The sequence below is a fragment of the Furfurilactobacillus rossiae DSM 15814 genome, from assembly GCF_000428925.1.
Lineage (GTDB): Bacteria > Bacillota > Bacilli > Lactobacillales > Lactobacillaceae > Furfurilactobacillus > Furfurilactobacillus rossiae.
On record NZ_AUAW01000010.1, the window covers coordinates 44,927 to 67,541 of the forward strand.

19 protein-coding genes are annotated in these 22,615 nt (G+C 41.3%); 4 read left to right on the forward strand and 15 right to left on the reverse strand.

Annotated features, from left to right (window positions below):
- Positions 1-64: 64 nt before the first annotated feature.
- Both G400_RS0107725 and G400_RS0107730 read right to left on the reverse strand, forming a co-directional pair.
- Entirely contained in the window at positions 65-2,428 is a 2,364-nt protein-coding gene (locus G400_RS0107725; protein WP_017263021.1) for a hypothetical protein, read from the reverse strand.
- A 132-nt stretch (positions 2,429-2,560) separates the two neighbouring features.
- Positions 2,561-3,415: a helix-turn-helix domain-containing protein gene (locus G400_RS0107730; RefSeq protein WP_017263022.1), complete on the reverse strand. Its 855-nt coding sequence runs from the start codon at positions 3,413-3,415 to the stop codon at positions 2,561-2,563.
- Positions 3,416-3,701: 286 nt separating this feature from the next.
- Here G400_RS0107730 and G400_RS0107735 point away from each other — a divergent pair, with 286 nt between their 5' ends.
- Positions 3,702-5,021 carry a glycoside-pentoside-hexuronide (GPH):cation symporter gene (locus tag G400_RS0107735; RefSeq protein ID WP_404825489.1) on the forward strand — a complete coding sequence of 440 codons (1,320 nt, stop codon included), beginning with the start codon at positions 3,702-3,704 and terminating at the stop codon, positions 5,019-5,021.
- 10 nt (positions 5,022-5,031) lie between these two features.
- Complete coding sequence (gene arfA, locus G400_RS0107740; protein ID WP_017263024.1) at positions 5,032-6,537, forward strand: arabinosylfuranosidase ArfA; 1,506 nt, start codon at positions 5,032-5,034, stop codon at positions 6,535-6,537.
- A gap of 90 nt (positions 6,538-6,627) precedes the next feature.
- Here arfA and G400_RS0107745 read toward each other — a convergent pair whose 3' ends face one another.
- Positions 6,628-7,515, reverse strand: a complete 888-nt coding sequence (locus tag G400_RS0107745; RefSeq protein WP_017263025.1) for a helix-turn-helix domain-containing protein — start codon at positions 7,513-7,515, stop codon at positions 6,628-6,630.
- A gap of 138 nt (positions 7,516-7,653) precedes the next feature.
- Here G400_RS0107745 and G400_RS0107750 point away from each other — a divergent pair, with 138 nt between their 5' ends.
- Together G400_RS0107750 and G400_RS0107755 are read left to right on the forward strand one after the other, a co-directional pair.
- On the forward strand, positions 7,654-9,705 hold the full coding sequence (locus G400_RS0107750; RefSeq protein WP_017263026.1) for a beta-galactosidase: 2,052 nt from the start codon (positions 7,654-7,656) through the stop codon (positions 9,703-9,705).
- Between the two features lie 12 nt (positions 9,706-9,717).
- On the forward strand, positions 9,718-11,040 hold the full coding sequence (locus tag G400_RS0107755; RefSeq protein ID WP_017263027.1) for an MFS transporter: 1,323 nt from the start codon (positions 9,718-9,720) through the stop codon (positions 11,038-11,040).
- A 73-nt stretch (positions 11,041-11,113) separates the two neighbouring features.
- On the opposite strand, the gene rihA is transcribed toward G400_RS0107755, so the two are convergent.
- The 12 genes from rihA to asp1 all read right to left on the reverse strand — a co-directional run bounded on the left by rihA (position 11,114) and on the right by asp1 (position 22,308).
- Positions 11,114-12,058 (reverse strand): pyrimidine-specific ribonucleoside hydrolase RihA, encoded by a 945-nt coding sequence (gene rihA / locus G400_RS0107760; protein WP_017263028.1) that lies wholly within the window; start codon positions 12,056-12,058, stop codon positions 11,114-11,116.
- Between the two features lie 27 nt (positions 12,059-12,085).
- Complete coding sequence (locus G400_RS14795) at positions 12,086-12,472, reverse strand: hypothetical protein (protein WP_017263029.1); 387 nt, start codon at positions 12,470-12,472, stop codon at positions 12,086-12,088.
- Positions 12,473-12,498: 26 nt separating this feature from the next.
- Positions 12,499-13,683 (reverse strand): NupC/NupG family nucleoside CNT transporter, encoded by a 1,185-nt coding sequence (locus G400_RS0107770; protein WP_017263030.1) that lies wholly within the window; start codon positions 13,681-13,683, stop codon positions 12,499-12,501.
- Between the two features lie 24 nt (positions 13,684-13,707).
- Positions 13,708-14,865: an iron-containing alcohol dehydrogenase gene (locus G400_RS0107775; RefSeq protein ID WP_017263031.1), complete on the reverse strand. Its 1,158-nt coding sequence runs from the start codon at positions 14,863-14,865 to the stop codon at positions 13,708-13,710.
- A 6-nt stretch (positions 14,866-14,871) separates the two neighbouring features.
- Complete coding sequence (locus G400_RS0107780; protein WP_017263032.1) at positions 14,872-15,501, reverse strand: YczE/YyaS/YitT family protein; 630 nt, start codon at positions 15,499-15,501, stop codon at positions 14,872-14,874.
- Positions 15,502-15,541: 40 nt separating this feature from the next.
- Positions 15,542-16,234: a phosphoribosylanthranilate isomerase gene (locus G400_RS0107785; RefSeq protein WP_017263033.1), complete on the reverse strand. Its 693-nt coding sequence runs from the start codon at positions 16,232-16,234 to the stop codon at positions 15,542-15,544.
- A 14-nt stretch (positions 16,235-16,248) separates the two neighbouring features.
- Positions 16,249-17,208, reverse strand: a complete 960-nt coding sequence (locus G400_RS0107790; protein WP_017263034.1) for a PfkB family carbohydrate kinase — start codon at positions 17,206-17,208, stop codon at positions 16,249-16,251.
- Positions 17,209-17,498: 290 nt separating this feature from the next.
- Positions 17,499-18,587, reverse strand: coding sequence for a PfkB family carbohydrate kinase (locus G400_RS0107795; protein WP_017263035.1), 1,089 nt, complete (start codon positions 18,585-18,587; stop codon positions 17,499-17,501).
- A 7-nt stretch (positions 18,588-18,594) separates the two neighbouring features.
- Positions 18,595-19,188, reverse strand: coding sequence for an RdgB/HAM1 family non-canonical purine NTP pyrophosphatase (gene rdgB, locus G400_RS0107800; protein ID WP_017263036.1), 594 nt, complete (start codon positions 19,186-19,188; stop codon positions 18,595-18,597).
- Between the two features lie 11 nt (positions 19,189-19,199).
- Positions 19,200-19,856, reverse strand: a complete 657-nt coding sequence (locus tag G400_RS0107805) for an HAD family hydrolase (RefSeq protein ID WP_017263037.1) — start codon at positions 19,854-19,856, stop codon at positions 19,200-19,202.
- A 160-nt stretch (positions 19,857-20,016) separates the two neighbouring features.
- Positions 20,017-20,742, reverse strand: coding sequence for a glycosyltransferase family protein (locus G400_RS0107810; RefSeq protein ID WP_017263038.1), 726 nt, complete (start codon positions 20,740-20,742; stop codon positions 20,017-20,019).
- Between the two features lie 3 nt (positions 20,743-20,745).
- Positions 20,746-22,308 carry an accessory Sec system glycosyltransferase Asp1 gene (gene asp1, locus G400_RS0107815; protein WP_017263039.1) on the reverse strand — a complete coding sequence of 521 codons (1,563 nt, stop codon included), beginning with the start codon at positions 22,306-22,308 and terminating at the stop codon, positions 20,746-20,748.
- Positions 22,309-22,615 lie beyond the last annotated feature (307 nt).

Genomic DNA, 22,615 nt, shown 5'->3' on the forward strand with positions numbered 1-22,615 from the left:
ATTAAGGAACGGTTGCAGCCTCTCCTTAATGGCTTATTTTATATAAAACATTTAATCAAGAATGCTAATCCTCATTCGCTTTAAATCCACTTTGAATACTGTAACGAACCGTCTTACTCGATGTCTTTAAATACCTGTCTCTTTCAACATCTAGGATTTCGCTAGGGTATGGTGCATAACTGGTAACCTTGTACTCATCATGGCCCAGTTTGGCCAAGTTACCATTTATCACACCAAGTGTTCCATCTGCTTTTGTATACATGTACGCTTTTTGTCCAAATCCTGTTAAGTAAGCGGCTAATTCTTCGCCCATATCCCAATCATCGTGACCTGTATCACCATCAGGAAATAGTCTGGTAAAAATACCACCGTCTTGAGCAAAAGCTGATTGGCCAAAACGATTTCGAGATAGATCCGGTCGATTAATGTTTGGCCCTGCAATACTATATGTCGAGGCAGCCTCTCCTGGTTTGAGCAAACGATCTGGCGTGGTTGCGTTTGCATCATACATGTATAACACACCCGCAAATGCACGATAAGCGCCTCGTAACAGCTCAGTGTCACCCAATTTTTCATAGGCTAGCAGGCTAGAAGCAGCTGTAATCCCGCCCCATAATGAATGAATCATATAAGAAAGCGCTTCCCACCAACGGTCTGGCGCCTGGCTTCGAAAATCATTGCTGAAGCCTATGTTGGCTTTCAACAATTCTGCATATCGACTGGCTGCCTTCGTATAGCCTGCATTGGCCAAAGCTCCAGTGGCCGGTCCAAAACCAGCATTATCATAAAAGTGCTCTGTAATGGCAGCTTTATATGATTGGCTATCAGTTGCCACACGCTTTACGGCTTTGTCCCAACAATCCTTAATTAGCCGATAGTCCTCATTCATGCCATGAGCTTTTAAGTCACTCAGCAGACCGTCAATGTATAAAAAGTACACGCCTAACATTTGCGATTCTTCCTTTGCACGCTGGCTTTCATGCATGTCTGGATTAACTCGTAAATTAAAGACATCCGCAGCCCAGTGAAGATAAACTGTCGGTTGATTGAGTGTTAGAATATTTTCCCCAAACAGTGATAACAAGTAGTAGACATGCCCAATATATTCGAAATCCATTACGCGATAAAAGTCTCCATATAGGGACGTCGGTTTACTAAAATCACCATCAACAAACCATTTTTGACGAATGTAGTATACAGCACTCTGTTCGACCTGCCGTACCTGAGTCACTGTTTTTTCGGTCGGATTTAGCAGATTTGCCATCAAGATCAAACTCAGTTTTCCTAATGATTCTCCTTGGTTAGAAACTGGATTGAATGCATATGGATGTTTTCCTGAGGCACCTTCGAAAGAATGAGTACTTAGCCAATTCACGCGCTGTTGAATAACTTGTTGGAGCGGCGGCATAACATTAAACACAACGCGATCTTGTCTGCCACTTTCAAGATTAATCAGCAGCTCATGTTCACTCACCTCTGTTGGCGTTAACGTCAACACGTTTTGTTTAAAACTGGAGGTTACATCACGTTCAATAATCTTGTTATCAACATTAGTACGTAAAACAATTCGTTCAACCAAATCGTTCGTTGGTCCCTCGATTGTTACTGTAGCTGTCTGATTTTGAATGATAATTGGTGGATATGTTATGCGCGGGTGACCAAAATGTTGGGCCACATCAGTAAAATTATCCTGATTGCTAAAGGGGGCGAGAACAAAAGACCACTTCATTTCGTCGGTTAAAGTGATACTACTATGCGGGTATATCCAATCTCTTTCTGGTGCTTTTGTTTGTGGATATCCGCCAGCCAAGATAAGTTGATGAAACAACATACCATCCAATGACGGCGATACATTTTCAAAGAATCGATTCGTCCACTCACAAGCGGTTCCAACTGACTGAACCACACCTGCTGTCTGAAATAGCCCCATGTTCTTTCCTTCATTATCACGACGCATTCCGGCTAATTTAGTGAAGTTCGGGGCAACTGAAGGAAAAACAGCTGTGGAACGATGAATGTTTTGGAGAACATCTCGATCTCGAAACATAACATATGCCAGCGAACACCAGACACCGAGACTTGTTATTTTTACAGGCTCATACGTATTATTCTGTAACAGAATTTGCCACTGCAACTGATTGTTAATCAATTCATAATTCAACGAAATTGTTGCTTCGGGGAGCTGATATTTAACTATCAATTGTTCATTAGTTTCTTCAAGAACCGGCGTTAATTCAATGCTTTTGTAACGATGGTCCCCGATTACTATTTCGAATTCACCAAACAATTTATCTCTGTCAGTGTATCCTACTCTATCTAAGTAACTAGGATTAATTACCCAGTTCATCTGATCAGTGTCTTCCTTATCGACAAGACTTGTAATTGCTCCATGGGCATTGTACTGCATGTCGAAGCGTTTTGAATGCATGTTTGTACCTCACTATTTTTAAATTAACGAAAGCGCTTTACGGTGAGTATAAAGCGCTCTAGCACATCAATAAATGTAAAAGCCAAAGATAAATTTATAAAATATCACACATCGATTTGTTATGATGCTGCGTTAACCATTGATTCGATATGTTCGAGGCGAGACACCGACTTGCTTCTTAAACGAAGTTGAAAAGTAATAAATGTTTTGATAACCAACCCTTTCAGCAATAGTAGAAATTGGAAGTGACGTATTAAGTAGCTGACGTTTTGCTTCTTCCATCCGATACTGTTTAACAAACTCATCCGGCGTCAAGCCAGTCGTCTGTTTAACTGCTCGACTAATATAATTGGGATGAAAATGAAAGACCCGGCTCAATTCCTCATTTGTAATCCGTGATTGGTAATGAGTACGTAAGTATTCTTGAACATGTGCTGCTAATTCTGCAAGACGAGTTTCCTTGGCCGAACTATATTGTACGGCTTGAAGTACATCAATAAATAACTGCTGAGATCGCCAAAAACCGTAGCTGTTGGACTGTTGGCTTTCTTCGAAAATTTGCCGAATTGTTGGCATGAGCTGATCTTGATTTGGAATATTGAATTGCTTTGCCAAATAAACAGTTGTTGACGGTGTGTAGTAATGTAGCGTTGGAACGGCAATACTTGGTGTTAATGGTGTCGGATTGACGCTTTGACTCCATTCTCCAGCCACATAAAAATGAATCCAGTAGTACTCCGTTCGCTCTGCCACTGGCTTCCACGAGTAATGGTGATGTCTTGGACGCAATACAAATATCTGACCAGCCTTGATCGTATAGTGAGCGTCATCTTCGGCGATGAACAAGCAACCTTTACGCATAACCATAAGGATGAAATATTGTAAATCATCTCGATTTGGATGTTGTTCGCCCACTTCAAAAGTCGCATATCCACCTTCGATAAATGTTGGAAAGGGCAAGCATGATATAGATAAATATTGAGTCATTGTCTTCCTCCGTGCGTTTTCGTCGCCACCAGCCATCAATTCCCTATCGCCCCTTATTATGCGTCCGATGCTCTTTCAAAACTGCATCGCTAGTTTAAAAGTGTGATTTTTTATAAATACTCTGTGAGCTATTGAATGTTAATTGCTTAATGATATGGGTAAATTAAGGTCAATGAAAGCGCTTTTAAAAAAATATCGACCAATCTTATTCACCTCAGGAGGAACCATTGTGAAAAGCCACATTGCAGAATCGCTCAAATCTTCAACCAAAATTCCGTTTCATCGGATGCTAGCCTATGCCAGTACAGATATGGCAGGAAACTTGCTTTATACCACTGTTACAACTTTTATTTTGTACTATTATACTGATGTTTTCGGATTGTCAGTCGCCGCAGCGGGTACGATTCTTTTAGCAGCACGAATCCTTGATGCCTTTGATGCGCCAGTATGGGGATTTATCATTGATCACACCCATACGCGTTGGGGACAAAGTCGTCCATACTTTTTATGGATTGCATTTCCCTTTGCAATATTCTTTATTCTCATGTTCTGGTCACCTTCGCTAAGTTCAACTGGCAAGTTTTGGTGGGCAATGATTACCTACCTTCTGTTTGGAATTTCATATACCGGGGTCGGAACTCCCATAAGTTCCATTTTGCCAAACCTCAGTAATGACTCTGACCAACGAATCAAGTTGAATAGCACACGAATGATCGGTGGTAACATCGGATTTTTCATCACTGCAACCTTTACTTTAAGTTTTGTCGCCTTTTTTGGCGGTGGCAGTGCGGTCACCGGTTGGCGCACAACCGCTCTCGTATTGGCTGTTATTGGTTTCGCCCTTTTAATGTTCGCTTTCCTCGATACTCGTGAAATTAACACTCAATCACAGAAATCCTTACCAATCATAGACTCGATCAGAGCTGCCAAATCTAATTGGCCTTGGTTCATCTTGGTTCTTGGTTTTATCTTCTACTGGCTTGGAAACGCTTCACGAACCTCTGTTTTAGTGTATTACACGCAATACAATCTCGGTGCTAAAGGATTTGCATCAGTATTGAACGCATTGGTTATGTTTCAAATGGTCGGTATGTTATTAATTCCATTCCTTGTTAAAAAATTTGCTAAAACACAAGTTTTAATTGCCGGATTATTACTTGCAGCCTTGGGTCAAATTGCAATCGCATTTACCGGTCACTCTTTCATTGCCTTAGCTGTTGCCTGGAGCATCGCATCCATCGGTACTGGAATTTCCGTCTCAATGCCATTCGCAATGCTATCGGACACGGTCGATTATGGTGAATGGAAAAACGGGATTCGTGCAAGCGGTTTCCTAACCGCCATCGGCAGTTCGTTCGCAATTAAGATGGGATCCGGTCTAGGTGGTTGGGCTCCATCAATGATTCTTAACCACGCTGGATACAAGGCAGGCATTGCGCAAAATGCAGCGTCACTTTCCGCTATCAAGTTCTGTTTTAGTTATCTTCCCGCCATTTTCTTCATCGGTGGCGCACTTATTATGATCGCCTATTTAAAGTTCGAACGTAAAGAAACGACGATTCGAGAAACACTAATCGATCGTCGTGGTCAAATTAAAGAAAGTTAGGGGTAATTCTATGAAAGCTATTATCAATACCGACGCAAGTAATACCATTTCAAAAATTGATAATCGTATCTATGGTTCATTTATTGAACAACTAGGACGCGCTGTTTACACCGGCATTTATCAACCTGCTCATTCAGAAGCAGATGAAGAAGGATTTCGCAAAGATGTTATCAAAGCAGTAAAAAGTCTGCACGTTCCATTGATTCGTTATCCAGGTGGCAATTTCCTATCACAATACAAGTGGGAAGACGGTATCGGTCCCAAAGATCAACGACCAACCCGCTTAGACATTGCTTGGCGTGAACTGGAAACAAACCAATTCGGCCTACATGAATTTATGCACTGGTCAAAAAAGGTCGGAGCCGTGCCTAATATGGCTGTTAATTTAGGGACCCGTGGCATTCAAGAGGCAGCTGATTTAGTCGAATACTGTAACTTCCCAAGTGGCACTAAACTAAGTGATCTGCGCGTCAAAAATGGCGATCCCAAACCATTTGCTATTAAGACTTGGTGTTTAGGTAACGAAATGGATGGCCCTTGGGAGATTGGCACTAAAACCGCATCTGAATATGCACATCTGGCTAACGAAACTGCTAAGGCAATGAAACAAGTGGATGATAGTATTGAGCTAGTTGCCTGTGGCAGTTCATCCCTCGACAATCCAACGTTTGGCACCTGGGAAGAAACAGTATTAGATGAATGCTACGATAATGTGGATTACTTATCCTTACACCGTTACTATGGCTATTACGGAGATGACGACCCAACCGAATTGGATAACTTCTTAGCGAAAAACGAGGACTTGGACCAATTCATCAGTGGTGTCGTTGCTATGTGTGACGCTGTTCAGGCCCGCAAACGGTCAAGCAAACAAATCAACTTATCGTTTGATGAATGGAATGTTTGGTACCATTCAAACGACGCCGACACCAAGATCAAACCATGGCAGGTCGGTCCTCACTTGTTGGAAGATGTTTATAACTTTGAAGACGCCTTACTCGTCGGTAGTTTACTAATGACATTGCTAAAACACGCTGACCGCGTTAAGATTGCTTGCCTTGCACAACTTGTCAACGTTATTGCGCCAATTATGACAGATACAGACGGCGGCGTGTGGTTACAATCCATTTATTATCCATTCATGCAAATGGCAACGTATGGGCATGGCGTTGTATTAAATAGTAGCGTTGATGTTCCAACATACAACTCTCGTCAATTTAAAAATGTTCCATTGATGGACAGCGTCACCATCTATAATAAAGACGCCAATGAACTGATTGTTTTTGCTGAAAATAAAAGCCAACGCGAAAACGCCGACTTATCAATCAATCCTACTGGCTTTGACATTGATCACATCGTAGAAGCAACCCAGTTTTACGGTTATGACGTTAAGGCTGATAACCGCGATGGCAAGATGGCAATTCGGCCATTAACTAGCGTTGAACTTACTGGAGAAAATATCAGCGCTAAATTGGAACCATTATCTTGGAATATGATTCGAATGGCCGTGAAGTAAACGAATTTTTAACAAAAAGTTGCTCCACATAATGTATTTGTACATTATGTGGAGCAACTTTTTGTTTTACCTAGACCATTTAATATCCTTTTATGATATTAAATGGTTCATTTGCGACTTTCTGAATTCATTCGGAGTTGATCCTGTCCATCTTTTAAATTGTCGACTAAAATTTGCACTATTCTTATACCCTAACGCATCCCCGACATCCATTACAGAATATTGTGGCTTAACTAATAATTTTTTGGCTTCGTTAACTTTCAGCTTGGACAAATATTTTCTGGGTGAAATTCCATAAGTATCCTTGAACATTCTAAAACCGTATCCGTCACTAAAACCAACCTTGCCAATTGCTTTCGAAACAGCTAAAGAATTATTCTCGATCTCGCATCCACTCTTAATAAACGACAAAACCTGTTTAGTTAATTCATTTTTTAGATAGTCTGCAATCATTCGTGCATATTCCGCAGTGTCCGTGGATCCCTCAACCGTTGCTGATTTTGTTGTCTCATAAAAATCTTGAAGCATTTGCGACAATTCAATCTGGATTATCATCTGAGTGTCAAAGTCATACCTGCCATTTTGAATTAATCCATCTAAGCGATTTAGATGAGGCGCCAATTTCTTGCACAGATCGGAATCCTGTTGATAAAGATACCTCAATCCTTGAATCAATCTAATTTTTAAAGCTGGATTATCAATATCAAAATGAAAGCAAAAATATGTTAAAGAAGACCCTGCCCAAACCTGATGAGAAAATTCTGGAGGAATTATAAAGAAATCTCCTTTATTTAATAAATACTGTTCATTACCAATCTCTATAAATTCACTGCCATGCAAGATAAAGATGCATTCAAACGCATAATGCTTTTCAACCGGTACTATCCATTTAGCATCGACGGTTTGTTCGTGAGCGCCAAAAAACGATAAGTTCCAATCTATTACAGGCAGCCGTTTCGCATTTTTTAAAAAATTCATTTTCATCACCTATATAGAACTAAATATCATAAAAGGATATTTTCCTAAGCTATTCGCACCTATACAACTCTCAATAAATAACCTACTCTTAATTCATCGAAATAGAAAGCGCTTTCTAAATAGAAAAGGAGTCTTATTGTGTTAAATCATTTTCTTTACGGTTCAGCCTATTATTATGAATATTTGCCATATGAACGATTAGATGAAGACATAAAAATGATGAAAGAAGCAAATATTAATGTCGTCAGAATTGGGGAAAGCACTTGGAGTACGTACGAACCTCAAGAAGGCAAATTTGACTTTTCAAAATTAGACAAAGTTATCGATGCTATGGCAACTGCGCACATCAATGTCATCCTTGGCACCCCAACTTACGCAATTCCAACTTGGATGGCCAAAAAGTACCCTGAAGTTATGTTAACGGATAAAAGTGGGAAACATCAATATGGTGCCAGGCAGCTAATTGATTTTACACACCCAACTTTTAAATTTTTGGCCGAACGTATCATTAGAAAGATGCTCAAGAGAACTTCACAGAAACCAAATGTAATTGGCTTTCAAGTTGACAACGAAACAAAGCATTTCAGCACAAGTAGCAATAATGTATACATTGCTTTTCAAAAATGGTTGAAAAATAGGTTTGATAGCAACCTTGACCAATTAAATGCGGAATTTGGAATGGATTATTGGAGTAATCGAATCAATGCATGGGAAGACTTTCCACCAATTAACAGTACAATCAACGGTAGTCTTGGATCGGCCTTCGAAAAATTCCAACGCACTTTAGTCACAGCATATCTCCAATGGCAAGTTAACATTGTCAACGATTACAAGCGTTCAGATCAGTTCGTTACAAACAACTTCGATCTTGAATGGCGAGATCAATCATTTGGTCTAAATGCAGCAGTCGACATTTATAAAACGTCGAAAGTTCTGACTGACACAGCTATCGATATTTACCACCCCACTCAAAGTCATCTTACAGGAGCTGAAATTGCGTTTGGCGGTGATATTGCCAGATCGACAAAAGACAAGCCCTACATCGTTATGGAAACTGAAGCACAATCCTTTAAAAACTGGGTACCATATCCCGGGCAATTACGTTTACAAGCATATAGTCACATCGCATCCGGTGCAAAAATGGTTGAATATTGGCACTGGCATTCAATTCACAATAGTTTCGAAACATATTGGAAAGGTCTATTAAGTCACGATTTTAAGCCCAATCCAGTTTACAACGAGGCCAAAAAAATTGGAGCAGAACTTCAATCTATCGGTTCTAATTTTGTTAATTCAACAAAGCAAAATCGCATTGCCATTGTGGTAAGTAATGACAGCTTAACAAGTGTTGACTGGTTCCCATTTCGAGATAAAAGTGAAGATCATCAATATAATGATGTGTTGCGGAATTATTATGACACCCTTTATAAACTGAATACTGAAGTTGATATTTTGCCAATAGACAGCCCAAAAATTTTCAAATACGACCTGCTCATCGTGCCAATGCTCTATTCAGCTACCGACGGACAACTTTCTTCATTGAACCAATATGTTCATGAAGGCGGAAACATTGTCTATGGATTCAGGTCAGGATTCACAAACGAAAATGTTAAGGTTCGCACTACAGTACAACCGGGAATCATTTCCAAAGCAATTGGAGCAGAATACGAATTATTCGTTGATCCCAACCAAAACGCAGGAACAAATGAGGTTGAAAATTTAGTCACGGTCTCTGGCCAAAGTGAATTGGCTGATTTAAAAAATGCAGCAGTTCACGACTGGATGGAACTATTGACTGTTACCACCGGAAAAATTTTAGCGCAATACAATCATGACTATTGGGGAAAATATGCAGCTATAACAGAGAATAAATACGGAAAAGGAAAAGCTTTCTATATTGGTAGTTTCTTTGATCAAAAAGATATGAAGATTATTTTTAAATACATCCTCAAAAAGACAGGCGTTTGGTCAAACCGCCAGGAGCAAAGTTTCCCAATTATCAATAAACGTTTAATTGATAGTGTACACAGAAATCACTTAGACTTTTACTTCAACTACTCAAGCAAGCCACAAAAAGTCATCTTTTACTCGTCGGAAGGAACATCTTTGTTTACTCATGAGAATCTTCACAATCAAGACACCTTTATTTTGAAACCTTGGGATCTACAAATTTTTTCCACATCATTTTAGAAAGGAAAAACAATGGTAAACAACTTACAATCAAACCAAAACGACTCACAAATTTCATGGAAAGCGGATATTAGTGATTCTGAACAACCAAAAGCCCCAATCATGATTGGACTAGCAACAGGCATCGGCGCACTGCTGTGGTTAGGACCATTTAACGGAATGAATAATTTATTGAATCCTGCCAAATTGGCAAATATTATGGGCGGTGCCGGTGGTCAAGTAAATAACTTTTTAGCATTGCTAGGTACGCTTGGAGCAGTTACCTCGACAATTACAACCATTATTATTGGAGCACTATCAGACCTCACACGATCAAGATGGGGACGCCGCACTCCTTGGCTAATAGTCGGCTCGATTTTAACAGCCATTGTGATGGTTGGCTTGGGGCTAATAAACTCCAAATCTGGATTGCCATTCTTCATTGTTCTATGGTGCTTACTTCAAACGTTTATCAATATGATTGTCGCACCGTTGCTCGCTGTTATAGCAGATCGTGTGGCTCCAATGCATCGTGGATTGATCTCATCTATTTATGCCACAGGATTCGTTATTGGACAGTATGGTGGTCCTGTCGTCGGTGGCACCTTCTTAAAAACCAACAATCCTGGATTAGTAAATGTGGGTTATTTTGTATTTGCATTTCTTATGCTCCTTTCGGGTCCAATTGCAGCCTTAATGTTAAAGGAAAAATCCAGTTTAAAAATGCCACGAATGAAAATGAACTGGAAGCGTTTTATGCAATACTTTATTTTTCCAGTCCACAATACCAGAAATTTTTATCTAGCATTATTCGGAAAAATGCTAATTAACATCACCACCACGACTTTTGCAACATATCAATTATTTATACTAACAACAGATATGGGCCTACGAAGTTCAAGCGCAGGTAAATATATTTCACTGATGGGCACCATTACCATGATTGCCGCCATACTGTTTTCAACTATCTCCGGTCCCATCTCCGATAAAATGAAAACACGAAAATGGCCAGTTGCCTTTGCTGCTTTTCTTATTGCAACGGGAACATTGCTTCCATATCTTCTTCATCATCCTGTTGTCATGTTAGTATATGGGGTTTTCGCTGGAATTGGATCAGGTATCTTCTTCTCAGTAGATCAGGCATTGAACTTAGAGGTGTTGCCTAACCCAGCTAATTCTGCCAAAGACCTCGGAATTCTCAATCTTGCCAACACAGGAGGGCAGATTTTGGGTCCCGTAATTGGTGCAATTCTGTATGGAATTGTAGGACATAATTACCTTCCAATTCTTCCTATACTTACCGTCATTGCATTGGTTGGCGCCGCTTTGGTACTTTCAATTAAGGAAGCAAAATAACAAAAAATGATTTTACTGTTAGTCTTCAAAAAGCTACTCATTGGCTGAAGACGACAGTAAAATCATTTTTCTATTACTTTTTCAGATCATCAAAAGCCTTTAGCGAATCCATAATCAGCTTAATAAACCGTTCACGGTCAACCTTCAACAACACATTAGTGTTCTTCGGTTTACCAGTCAGTTCATAGTAATCACAGACCGTTTCGCCCTTAACTAATTCGCCTTGTGTTTCCACATCGACATTCATCTGTTCACCTTCAAACAGCGTCGGGTCAATCAACCAGGCAATGGTACATGGGTCATGTAGTGGCGCACCTTTGAATCCCCACTTCGGGTTTTCGTGATAGATTTCAAAGAAATCAAGTAAACCACGAAAGGCATGCGCAACAGGATTTTTAATATCGTCAATGGACTCAATTTCATCCTTCAATATCTGCGCTTGATGCGTAACATTAAGTGGTGCCATAACTAAAGGAATGCCAGCATTCATCACAATCTTAGCGGCTTCAGGATCCACATAAATGTTGAACTCAACGGACGGGGTCCAGTTTCCTAACCCCATAGCGCCACCCATGAAAACAATTTGTTCGATTCGATCAGCAAGTTCTGGATAAACACGCAGGAACAAGGCAGCATTCGTCATCGGCCCAGTCACAACCAGCGTAACTTTCTCATCGCTCTCTCTAATGGTTTTCGCCATTAATTCAATCGCTGTCATATTCTGTGGTTTGAAATCTGGGTCTGGCAGTTCCGCACCATCTAGTCCTGTCTTACCATGAACGTTACCAGCGGTTGCAAGCTTATTAACTAATGGTGTCCGGTTTCCGCCAGCAACGGGAATATCCTCGCGATGCATTAATGTTAACATGCGCATAGCATTGTTTAGCGTTTTTTCCGGTGTTTGATTCCCCGCTGAAGTTGTTACAGCTGCTAATTCAATCTTTGGTGAAGCAATCGCCATAGTCATTGCTAGCGCATCATCATGTCCAGGGTCACAATCTAAAATAATCTTTGTCATGTCAAACTCCTTTCAGGTTACCTATGTCTAGTTTACCTTGTTAACTACGTTTAGCGGATATTTTTTGATTAAGTAGAAGATGATTAAACAAGCCAATAAACCAATAATGGCGATCAATATTGCGCTAATTTGTATAAAACCTGTCAACTTTGTACTAGCGACCGCAATAATACTTACGAATCCCATAAGGTAGACTGTATCTACAAATATCATAAACGCTTTGGCAAACCGCTTCGTACTCAGCAAACGAACAAGCGCCCACGCATATAACAAAATCACGAAAGCCGAAGATCTAATCAGCATCCCCGTCGTCTGCCCCTGTGAATGCCCACTGGTAACTAGCCAATTACTGCTGACAAATAAAGCAATTGTCATCATTACTGTCGTTACAAGCTTTGATTTTATCGTCTTCATCAAAATCACCTATCTAGATTGTCTATTTAAAAGTACAAACCGACGATTGTACCAGTCAAAACGGAAGCCAGTGTTGCACCGAGAAGTAGCTTCATTGAGAACTTCGCCACGTAAGCTCCTTGTTCTTCGCTAATGGACTTGATTGAACCAGTGATGATCCCAACTGTACCAAAGTTTGCAAATGACACAAGATAAGCAGAAATAATGGCCGTTGCTTTCGCACTCAAACTGGTTGTCATGCCATGCAATGTGCCCATGGCCACGAATTCGTTGGTGATTAACTTTGTTGCCATCAGACTACCAACTTTAATAATGTCATGACTTGGCACACCCATTAAGAACGCAACCGGTGCGAACACATACCCAATAAGTGTCGTAAAGCTGACGTTAAATAGAGCTAAGAACGTGTTATTTAGGAAGGTAACCAACGCTACAAACCCAATTAGCATTGCTCCAACAGTGATTGCTAGTTGAAAACCGTCAACAATGTAATTACCCAAAACCTGGAAGAATGGTTCTTTGTTTCCTTTGGAAATTTGAACGAGTTCATCGTTTGATTCCGTCTCATATGGATTCACAATACAAGAAATAATTAATGCTGATAAAATGTTCAAAAAGACCGCAACCACAACGAATTTACCAGGCACCATCTTCATATATGAGGCCAACATAGCAGCTGATACAGCACTCATGGCTGACGCACAAATGGTGTACAAGCGTTGTTCGTTTAACTTCGGAATTTGATCTTTAACAGTTAGAAATACTTCTGGTTGGCCCAAAATAGCGGTGGAAACGGCAAAGTAACTTTCAAGTTCGCCCATTCCGGCAACCTTGTTCAATGCCCAACCGGTCCACTTAATAATGAATGGCAATACCTTAATGTAATTCAAAATGCCGACTAAAGCGGAAATAAAGACGATCGGCATCAAAACGTTGAGGAAGAAAACGGAACCGCCGGGTTTGATAACTAATCCGCCAAAGACGAAATTAACCCCACCGGCGGCTTGAACCATTAGCCAGTTAAAGAATGACGAAATTCCAGCTAATGTTTTGACCCCACCTGATGTATGCAGGCATAAAAAAGAAATAATTAACTGCAATGCAAACAAAATGCCAATTGATTTATACCGAATTTTTCTACGGTTGCTACTAATTAGCCAACCAATTCCAAACACAAGTGCTAACCCGGTTAATAAGAACACAAAGTTCATAATCTCCGACTACCCTTCTATGTTTTATTGTTTTCCGTACGAGGCCAATAGTATTTCAGCCGCATCGACAGTAACTTCGCGTGGTGTATTACCTGCAAAGCGTTCGTGTGCAACGGCCTCTGCATTAGTTGCCAACTCTTCGTGGCTAATCTTGTAATCACTAAATGGATGCAGACCAAGAATCTGGTCACGGAAGTCTTTATAAGTCCGTTCCGCAATTAGCGTTGTCTGTTCCTCAGGTGCATTTTCAGGATAAACAGCACCTAAAATCTGGCCAATTTCTCTGACCTTATGTGGCATAACGGGGCCAACAAAACGAAGGACACCAGGCAAAGCATATGCGACGGCTTCACCGTGAACGATGTGATATTTAGATCCCAACACATGTGCCATCGAATGGCCAACGTTGGTACCTGCATTATTTAACATCCAACCTGCCAAAGTTGCGGCTACCATAACCCGTTCACGAGCTTCTCGATCAGCACCGTTTTTAACCGCTCGTGGCAAGTAGTTATATAGAAGGAACACAACTTTCTCACAAATGGCATCCGTTACCGGTGAAGCCAATTTAGACAGATATCCTTCTGCAGCGTGAGAGAAAGCATCTAATCCTGTAGCAATTGTCATGTTTTTAGGTAATGACAATAATAAATCAGGATTCAGGACTGCGTATTCACTAACCGCATCATCTGCCAGAATTGCCAGCTTTTGTTTGCTTGCTTCGTCAGTAACAACCAGTGCGTTAGACATCTCGCTACCTGTCCCAGACGTCGTCGGCACGGAAATCAGCCCTGGACAAGGTTTGATTGCCGCTTGTGGATCTACATAACCTGAGATTTTTCCACCATTTACGCGAACAATGTTGATACCGCGGGCAACATCAATCGAGCTGCCACCTCCAATTGCGATGATGCTGTCTGCCTTATGCTCTTTAAAAGCCGTTACGCCGGCATCGACAACACTAGTTGGCGGATCCGAAACAACCTTATCGAACACTGCATATTCAATACCATTTGCTTTTAACTCCGTTTGAACATCCTGAACAATCTCAACCTGCGATAGAAAATGGTCCATAACAAACAGGGGACGCTGATAATTTTCCGTTTTCATAATTTCTAACAATGTTTCGTCAAGGTGGTCTGTGCTGACAACTTTAACTTTTTGAAGTAACTTAAAGTCCATCTTTTATTAAGTCCTTTCCATAAATACTCTTTTTTGGATCAATTCACTCAATGCTTGAATAGTCGGTCCAGTAGTCAACGCTGTGACAATCGTGATGATGCCAAACTTGCCACCCATCAAAAAACCTGCAAGCATTAAGCAAACATCAAATGTCATTTTGCTACGCCGCATGCTCCAGCCCGTTTTGTCTCGAATGGTCAACATAAATCCATTAAATGGATCAACACCTATATCGGCAGCTACAAACAAGCTAATCCCGATGTAATACAGGATGATTCCTGTTGCACCGCCAGTTAAACGGGTAATTAGTGCGTCATTTGTAAATATATGTGGATATAGATGCGAGCCAATCGTAATAAACATGCCATACGGTACTAAATACATGACAGTACCAACATTTACGTAATGACGGCCAACAAGAAACAGCAGCAAAATCAGAAAAATGTTTAACACATTGGAAACCATTCCTAGTTGAACTCGTGGAATGTGAAAAGCAGCCCGCAAGCCATCGTAAATAATTCCGACTGGGTCATTACCTAATCGCGTGTTGTTATTAAATGCCACGCCGATGCAAACCAGAAAAATGCCAACTAGCGCAATAACTGTTTTTTTAACGGTAAGTCGATTTTTTGTCACGCAATCCTTCCCTTAACTTCCTTAGAATTTTAACGTTAGTTTACAGTCCCAATTCCTTGGCAGCAGCGTCAGCATTCTCACAGAAAGCACGAACTTTGTCGATATCTTTTTCCATGTTGCCGCCTTCATACTTAATACTTGTCTTCGTTAATGAATCAACACCGTATGGCCGAATTTTCTTAATCGCATCAGCCACGTTATCAGGTCCAAGGCCACCAGCTTCAATAACTGGCACATTAACGGCTTTAACAATCTGTGCATCAATATTCCAATCATGCGTTTGACCGCTTGCACCAATACCAGTGTCATGTGCAAGCCCAGAGTCTAGCAAAATGTAATCAACGAACGGTTCGAACTTCTTGGCACGGTCAATGGCTGATTCATTATCAACCAATACGGCCTGCATCAACTTTGTATGTGGCGCAACATCTTTTAACCGTTTGGCAAACGTTTCGTCTGCTGCATACCCGTCACCCGCAATGTGTAAGATGTCAGGCTGAATTTCTTCACCGAGCTTCAGCATTTCTTCAGGATCATTTGTAAGCATGATTGCAACAGAGGTAACGCCACGACGCTTGGCCTCATCAAAGATCTTGCGAACACGGTCTAGTGGTACGCGATGTGCGGGAACACCACCATTTTGCATTGGAACCAAACCAATATTGTCCGCGCCGGCGTCCATTGTCTTAACACTTTCGTCATACTGAATTAGGGAATAAATTTGTTTAATCATTACTTTTGCCTCCGTTAATTTGCAATTGTGTCACTCATTAATTTTTGTTGAACCAGTTTTGGTGTGATATCAGGAACAGATTTATCACTCTCTAAAGCGATACTTGAAGCGGCCTGTGCAATTCGTCCAATTTCATGTAGCGGGCGATCAGGTTCGTCAAAGTAACTCCAGGTTATGGCCGCCATTCCGCAATCGCCAGCCCCATTCGCATTAACAATCGTTGTTTTAAAGGGTTTAACAAACGCCATATCATCTTTATTCGCACATAAAATTCCTTGTGCCCCCATCGAGATGAAAATATTTGCAATACCTTTATCAAGCAAAACTTCTGCAGCACGTTTGGCCGTATTCAAATCCGTTATTTTAACGCCAGATAGCAACGATGCTTCTAATGCATTGGGTTTTAAAACCGTCATTTTATCCAAAATGCCATCAAAATGAGGTGCTTTAATCGTTGACACAGTGTCGCCAAACAATGGGGCTGTCACGTGCGTACCGATCCAATTCAGCGTAGAAGGATCAAGGTTGGCATCTAATAGGCAAATCGTGGCGTCGTTAATAAAATCTAATCTCTGTTTTAAAAACTCCGGTGTGATCTGCTTACAAATATCCATATCATTCACACCAACAAGCATGTCACCCGTTTCATCCGTAATGTACATGTAGGTAGATGAACGCTGATGCGCTAGCTGTTCTGCATAGTCTAGATGAATATGATTATTCTCACAGGATGTCTTTAGTAATTGACCATTGTAGTCATCACCATATACGGTAATTAAGTACGTTGGCACTTCCAAATGAGCCAAATTTTGTGCAATGTTTTGACCAACCCCGCCAACCGACATTCCGACTATTCCTGGGTTTGAATCTCGATCAACAACTTTGTCACTTGGCATGCCAAAGATATCCATGTTCATGCCACCGATTACAACAACATAATCGTCAGGTGAAACAGCTTGTGAATAATTCATCATAATTGTTCTCCTTAATTTGAATTCACCCTTTACTGACATTTGTTTATGCGCATAAACATTTGACACTTTAGAATCTATACCCATTGTCTCGCCCTGTCAACAAAAATAGTTACCGCTTTCATAGTTTGAACTGACAAATCCTTTGTACATACACAGTTAGAGGTTTCATTTATTTTTTTATTCACAAAGATCCATTTTATTAATAATCAATACTCATTGGCCGCCGTTTCCGAGCAAGCAAAAAGACCCTGCAGTTTCCTACAAGGTCTTCATCTAACTAAATTTTATTTTTATTCAAACAGTTCATGACGCTTAAGTTCGAGCGTTCTGTGAGTCAGATTTTCATTCACTGCCTGAATACTCTCCATACTAAGATATGCAGCAGCATTAGCCAACTGACCGCTATCTTCAAATGACATTTCATTTTTATGTGCCCATACTAATGCCGCCGTTGCAGCTGCTCCGGCTCCATTAGTATTACGTTGATTAATTTTTTGCTCAGGATAAAATAACTGATGACGCTCATCTTGATAAAGCATACCCACTTCATCAATATATAAAAACACGTTATTAACGCCTTTATCTATTATTCGCTGAGCCGCTTGAATCGCTGTGTGCTTGTCAGTGGCCTCAATCCCAGATAAAGTCTTTGACTCAACCGCGTTCAAAACAAGCGTATTTAAACAACCGATGCCTTTTAACAATCTGCCAGCTTTGGTGACTGAAACTGCCTTGGCAAACATCGGTCGTTGGCAATGATCATACAACCACTCAATGGTTTGTTGTGGAAGGTTCGAATCAATAACAACTGACGTTGAATTGTTAATCATATCTTCACGATCTTCCAAAAACTCTGGTGTAATTCGATCGTTGATACTCATGTCGTCAAGGCCGACCACGCGATCACCACCAGGCTGGTTGACATATAAGTAAGTCGACGAATTGGTATCAGCAAACTGTTTGGAATATGTAATATCCATATCATTTGCCAGCGCGTCTGCCTTAAATTGTTCACCATTGTTATCATCGCCGTAGACAGAAATAAAGTAGTTTTGAACACCAAGTTTCCGCAAATTTAATGCGATATTTCTGCCAAGTCCTCCAACCGCATAGTAAACATGTCCGGCATTGGAACTCTTATCGACCACGTTTTCATCGGCAACACCAAAGATGTCCATATTTATTCCACCAATAACTGTCACATAACTCGGTGGTGTCACAATGTAGCCTTTGCCACGCAAATAACCTTTTTTCATCAAATTGGAAATATGAGCTGCCACACCTGACCGAGTGATACCTGCTAATTCTGCCAGTTCATTTTGGCTTATCATTGGATTTTGTTTAATCCAGGATAAAATTTGTTCTTCTCGATCTGTCATGATTACCTCAGTTCTGCCACCATTGGTCAAAGCTCTTTAAAAACTTTCGCATTGCCCGACCACGATGACTGATTGCGTCTTTTTCCTCGCTGGTCATTTCACCAAACGTCCGTGACTCGCCATCGGGTTGGAACAAACAATCGTAACCAAAGGCCTCACTCCCACGTGGTGCATCAACTATTTGCCCCTTAACCTCACCAGTAACTTCCAATACATTTCCATCTGGCTTAACGGCATAAATCGTCGTATGAAATGTTGCCGCACGGTTTAACACACTATTTAGCTTATTTAACAGTTTTTCACGATTTGCCTTATCATCATGATCTCCTGCATATCGAGCAGAATGAACGCCAGGCTCACCATTTAATGCCTCAACCATTAGTCCTGAATCATCGGCTAACACCGGTAATTTAAAATGTTCCATGATAGTAGTAGCCTTAATTTTAGCGTTTTGAGCAAATGTTGTTCCATTCTCAACAATGTTAGGAACATTTTCCAGATCCGTAAGTGTGATGACATCTACACCTATCCCAGTCGGTAACATCTCTCGATATTCTTTCGCCTTATTCTGGTTTCCAGTCGCAATCACTAACTTTGTCATGTCAAACTCCTTTAATCCAAATATTGCATCACTTCATCCAACGTGCGTACCTCATGCATCGGTCGTTCACTACCAGTGGGTTTGCGACCATCACGATTGACCCAAATACAATTCCAGCCAAGCTCAGCGCAAGGCACGACATCACTGCCATAACCTTGAGCAATGTGAATGTGATTGTCGTTATTGAAATGATAACGCTGTTCAATTGCCTTGAAGAACTTCAAATCCGGTTTGTAGGCATGGACATCCTCTGCGGTCCAAACGTCGAATGGCACTCGTAGCGTCTTGGCGTTAAACGGAATGATATCCCACGATGAATTGGACATCATCACAAGTTTATAGCCGCGGTCAACGAAGGTTTGCAGTATTTCAATGACCTCGGGGAATGGCGTCAACTCTCGATGAGCTTGCAGAACTTCTACATAATAGCGTTCAAACTGATGCTCCAGTCCAAACTGATAGTCGAGATGGATTAGATTGTTACGGGTCAACAAGTCGTAGTCAATATATGGATGCATGTTGTTGCGGTCATCCTGATAACTAATGAAACGTTGTCGCGCCAGCTTCTGATCAACACCAATCTGAGCTGCCAGCCGTTCAATTTCATTATAGGTACCGTCTTCGTTTAATAACGTCCCATAGCAATCAAACGTTAACACATTCGTCATTAGTTTGCTCCCACCCACGCGAATTCATTATTGTTAAGATTCGCAAATTATTATCAGTTTATCATGTTTTGTTACCTAGCTGTGATTCAATTATCGAAAATGCAAAAGCAAAGCGCAGCCCTCACCTTGCTACCAGTGCGGACCGCGCTTAAATTTTAGTTTATCCAATCGGTGAAATGGTAATGTCCGTCGGAATGATATGTGCTTCATTCGTGTAAATTCGAACACCATCTTGCTCTTTAGCATAGCGATCTAACGTTATCCCTAAAAGTTGTTCCAAGTTATCATATTCATAAATTTCGTCGCGCGAATTCATGACGCGGCAAACGGTATTGGTTAGCTGACCTTGGTCGTTATTCATGAAGATGTTTAAACAGGCCTCTGTGCCATCCGCCGTGAAGTATTGTTCCGTCGCCAGTGCATGATTGCGATGAAAGGTTTGTGTGCGCGAAAGAAAGCCACGACAATCATAAGTATCAATCGAGGTCACGTTTCCGACACGATCAACGTGTTCAACCTTCTCGACTTGTTCACCACTCTTGGGATAGTAACTGATGCGTGCCAGTATGGCATCAGCATCCTCGACTTTCGCCCGATTCTCTCCATCCGGCGTAACCGAATAAACTGGTGGGACCTTTGTCAACTGTTCACTAGTTAACTTTTTTTGCGGTACGTGAACAGCTTGCTGCAGTAAATTAAAGACGCTTAGCACGCGGTTTGGTTTGATGTCTGCCTTGGCCAAAATTCTAGCTAGTTCAGGCGTGTACTGCGTAATCAAAAGTTGGGCGTCTGGATGACTCGGCAGAAAGAGCTTGTACTGATCCACAGCTTCTTTTACAACATGTGCATCTTGGCTAACTAGTCGATTATCCAATAAAAAGTCCATGATCTACCCCTCCTTGTCGGCAACTTTAGAGTTTGCGTCAATCAGTAACTGAACCCAAGCATTCCAAACGGGCTCAGCCCCGAAACGGCCGGCACTGGTGTAGGCTGCATCACTATATTCCTGCAACCGAACAGGATTTTTAAGCATTTTGACGAGTCGGTCTGCCATTTGATGCCAATTGCCTAAATCAACCAACCGACCATTCTTGCCATTTTCAATAATTTCTGCAGGGCCATAATTAACATCATAAGCTAAACCAACAACACCATGTGAAACGGCCTCCAGTAACGCTAAGTCAAAGCCCTCCATTCGGCTGGTCAAACCAAATATCTGCGCAGAATTATAGACCGGTGTCAGATTAGGAACGTAACCCTTTAGCGTCACTACATCGCCCATATCCAGCTCTTTAATGAGCTTTTTTATCTTTTTGGGTTCCGCAAAATTGTCTTCGGAGTTCTCATAACCATAAATATCTAGTGTGACATTATCAACCGATTCGCGTGCCTGATGAACAGCTTTAATCAAATCATCCAGCCGTTTTTCGTTGGCAATTCGTGCCACAGCAATCACTTTACCAGGTGTCCGTTCAGCCATCGGCACGTGAGGAATCGACAATGTCGCTGCTGGAACAATTCCAACTGGAATCGTGAATACAGGAATCTTCGGTTTAAAGCGATCTTTTACAGCTTGTGTCTGTTTCTGAGTCGCTGTTACGATGGCGTCCCAATCCTGAAGATTATGCAGAGCATACGCATAATTGTAATTCAGTGCTGCATGCGCTGGATCATTGGCGTCAACCGTTTGTGAATTATGTAAGTGCAGGACTTTATACGCTTTGGCAGTCATATGACTGATCGACCAATCGTCGATCATCGTGCGGTCAGAAATGAAGACGCTGACCTGCGGATCGTGCTTAGCAACTTCGTCTAGGTAAAAACGCAAGAATGTTTTCATCCCGTCGAAATCGTAATCATGTCCTTGGTAATCGAGCAACGTATAGCGGCTATCAACTTCATTCCCGCCCGCGTCATTCTTTAAATACCGAATGATGGCTGGCGACCCGTCCAAATGTAGGTAACGTTCCATATCCACCTTGTTGTCCTGTGAATAATACTGCTCCATCGTTTTAAAGCCACGACAGTCGTACTGGTCAACACGGTACAAATTACCGAAACGGTCAAACAGCTGAACGTTACTAACTTGTTGGGTACCAGCAAACAAACTGACGCGACGGTATAATTGGCCATTTTGAAGAACGTAAAAGCGACCCTCGTCCTCATGCCACTGAATATCTAAACCTTCATGATTAGCAGGAAAACGTAAATCATTCATCGTTAGCGGCTGTGATGCGGCAGCCAAAGCGCCCTGAAAGTAGTCAAACATATTCATACTTTCAGCATCACTAACTTGAGCTTCATTAAGGTTCCAATGTAACCGCGGACTATAATCACGTGTCAGCAGTCGTGCGGCCATCCCGTGGTCACGAAATAGTGCGAGCCGTTTTAACTCGGCATGTTCAATCCCTGATTTCTTCTCCGGCATTGAAAAATCAACGAAATAAATCATCTTGTCACTCCCTCGTTTCCGATAATTGCTCTACCCTTATTTAACCACTTTCGTATTCCTAAGAGTTAGCACTAACGCCTGTGTTTTCGTGAATCTTCTGACGTTGTGCCACCTAAAGTCACCGTTCCGTGGTGACAGATATCAGCCTTCTAAAACTCGAAATCTTCTACTTCAATTTTGAGCTGAAATGCACATCTCAGAGGTTGTCCCACGGTGTTGTCTCAATGTTGGCAACCGTAAGCGGACTCTATCGTTAATAGTATTGTTTAAGTCAAAGTTCCATGCTGTTAAATACAAATTCGCGTTT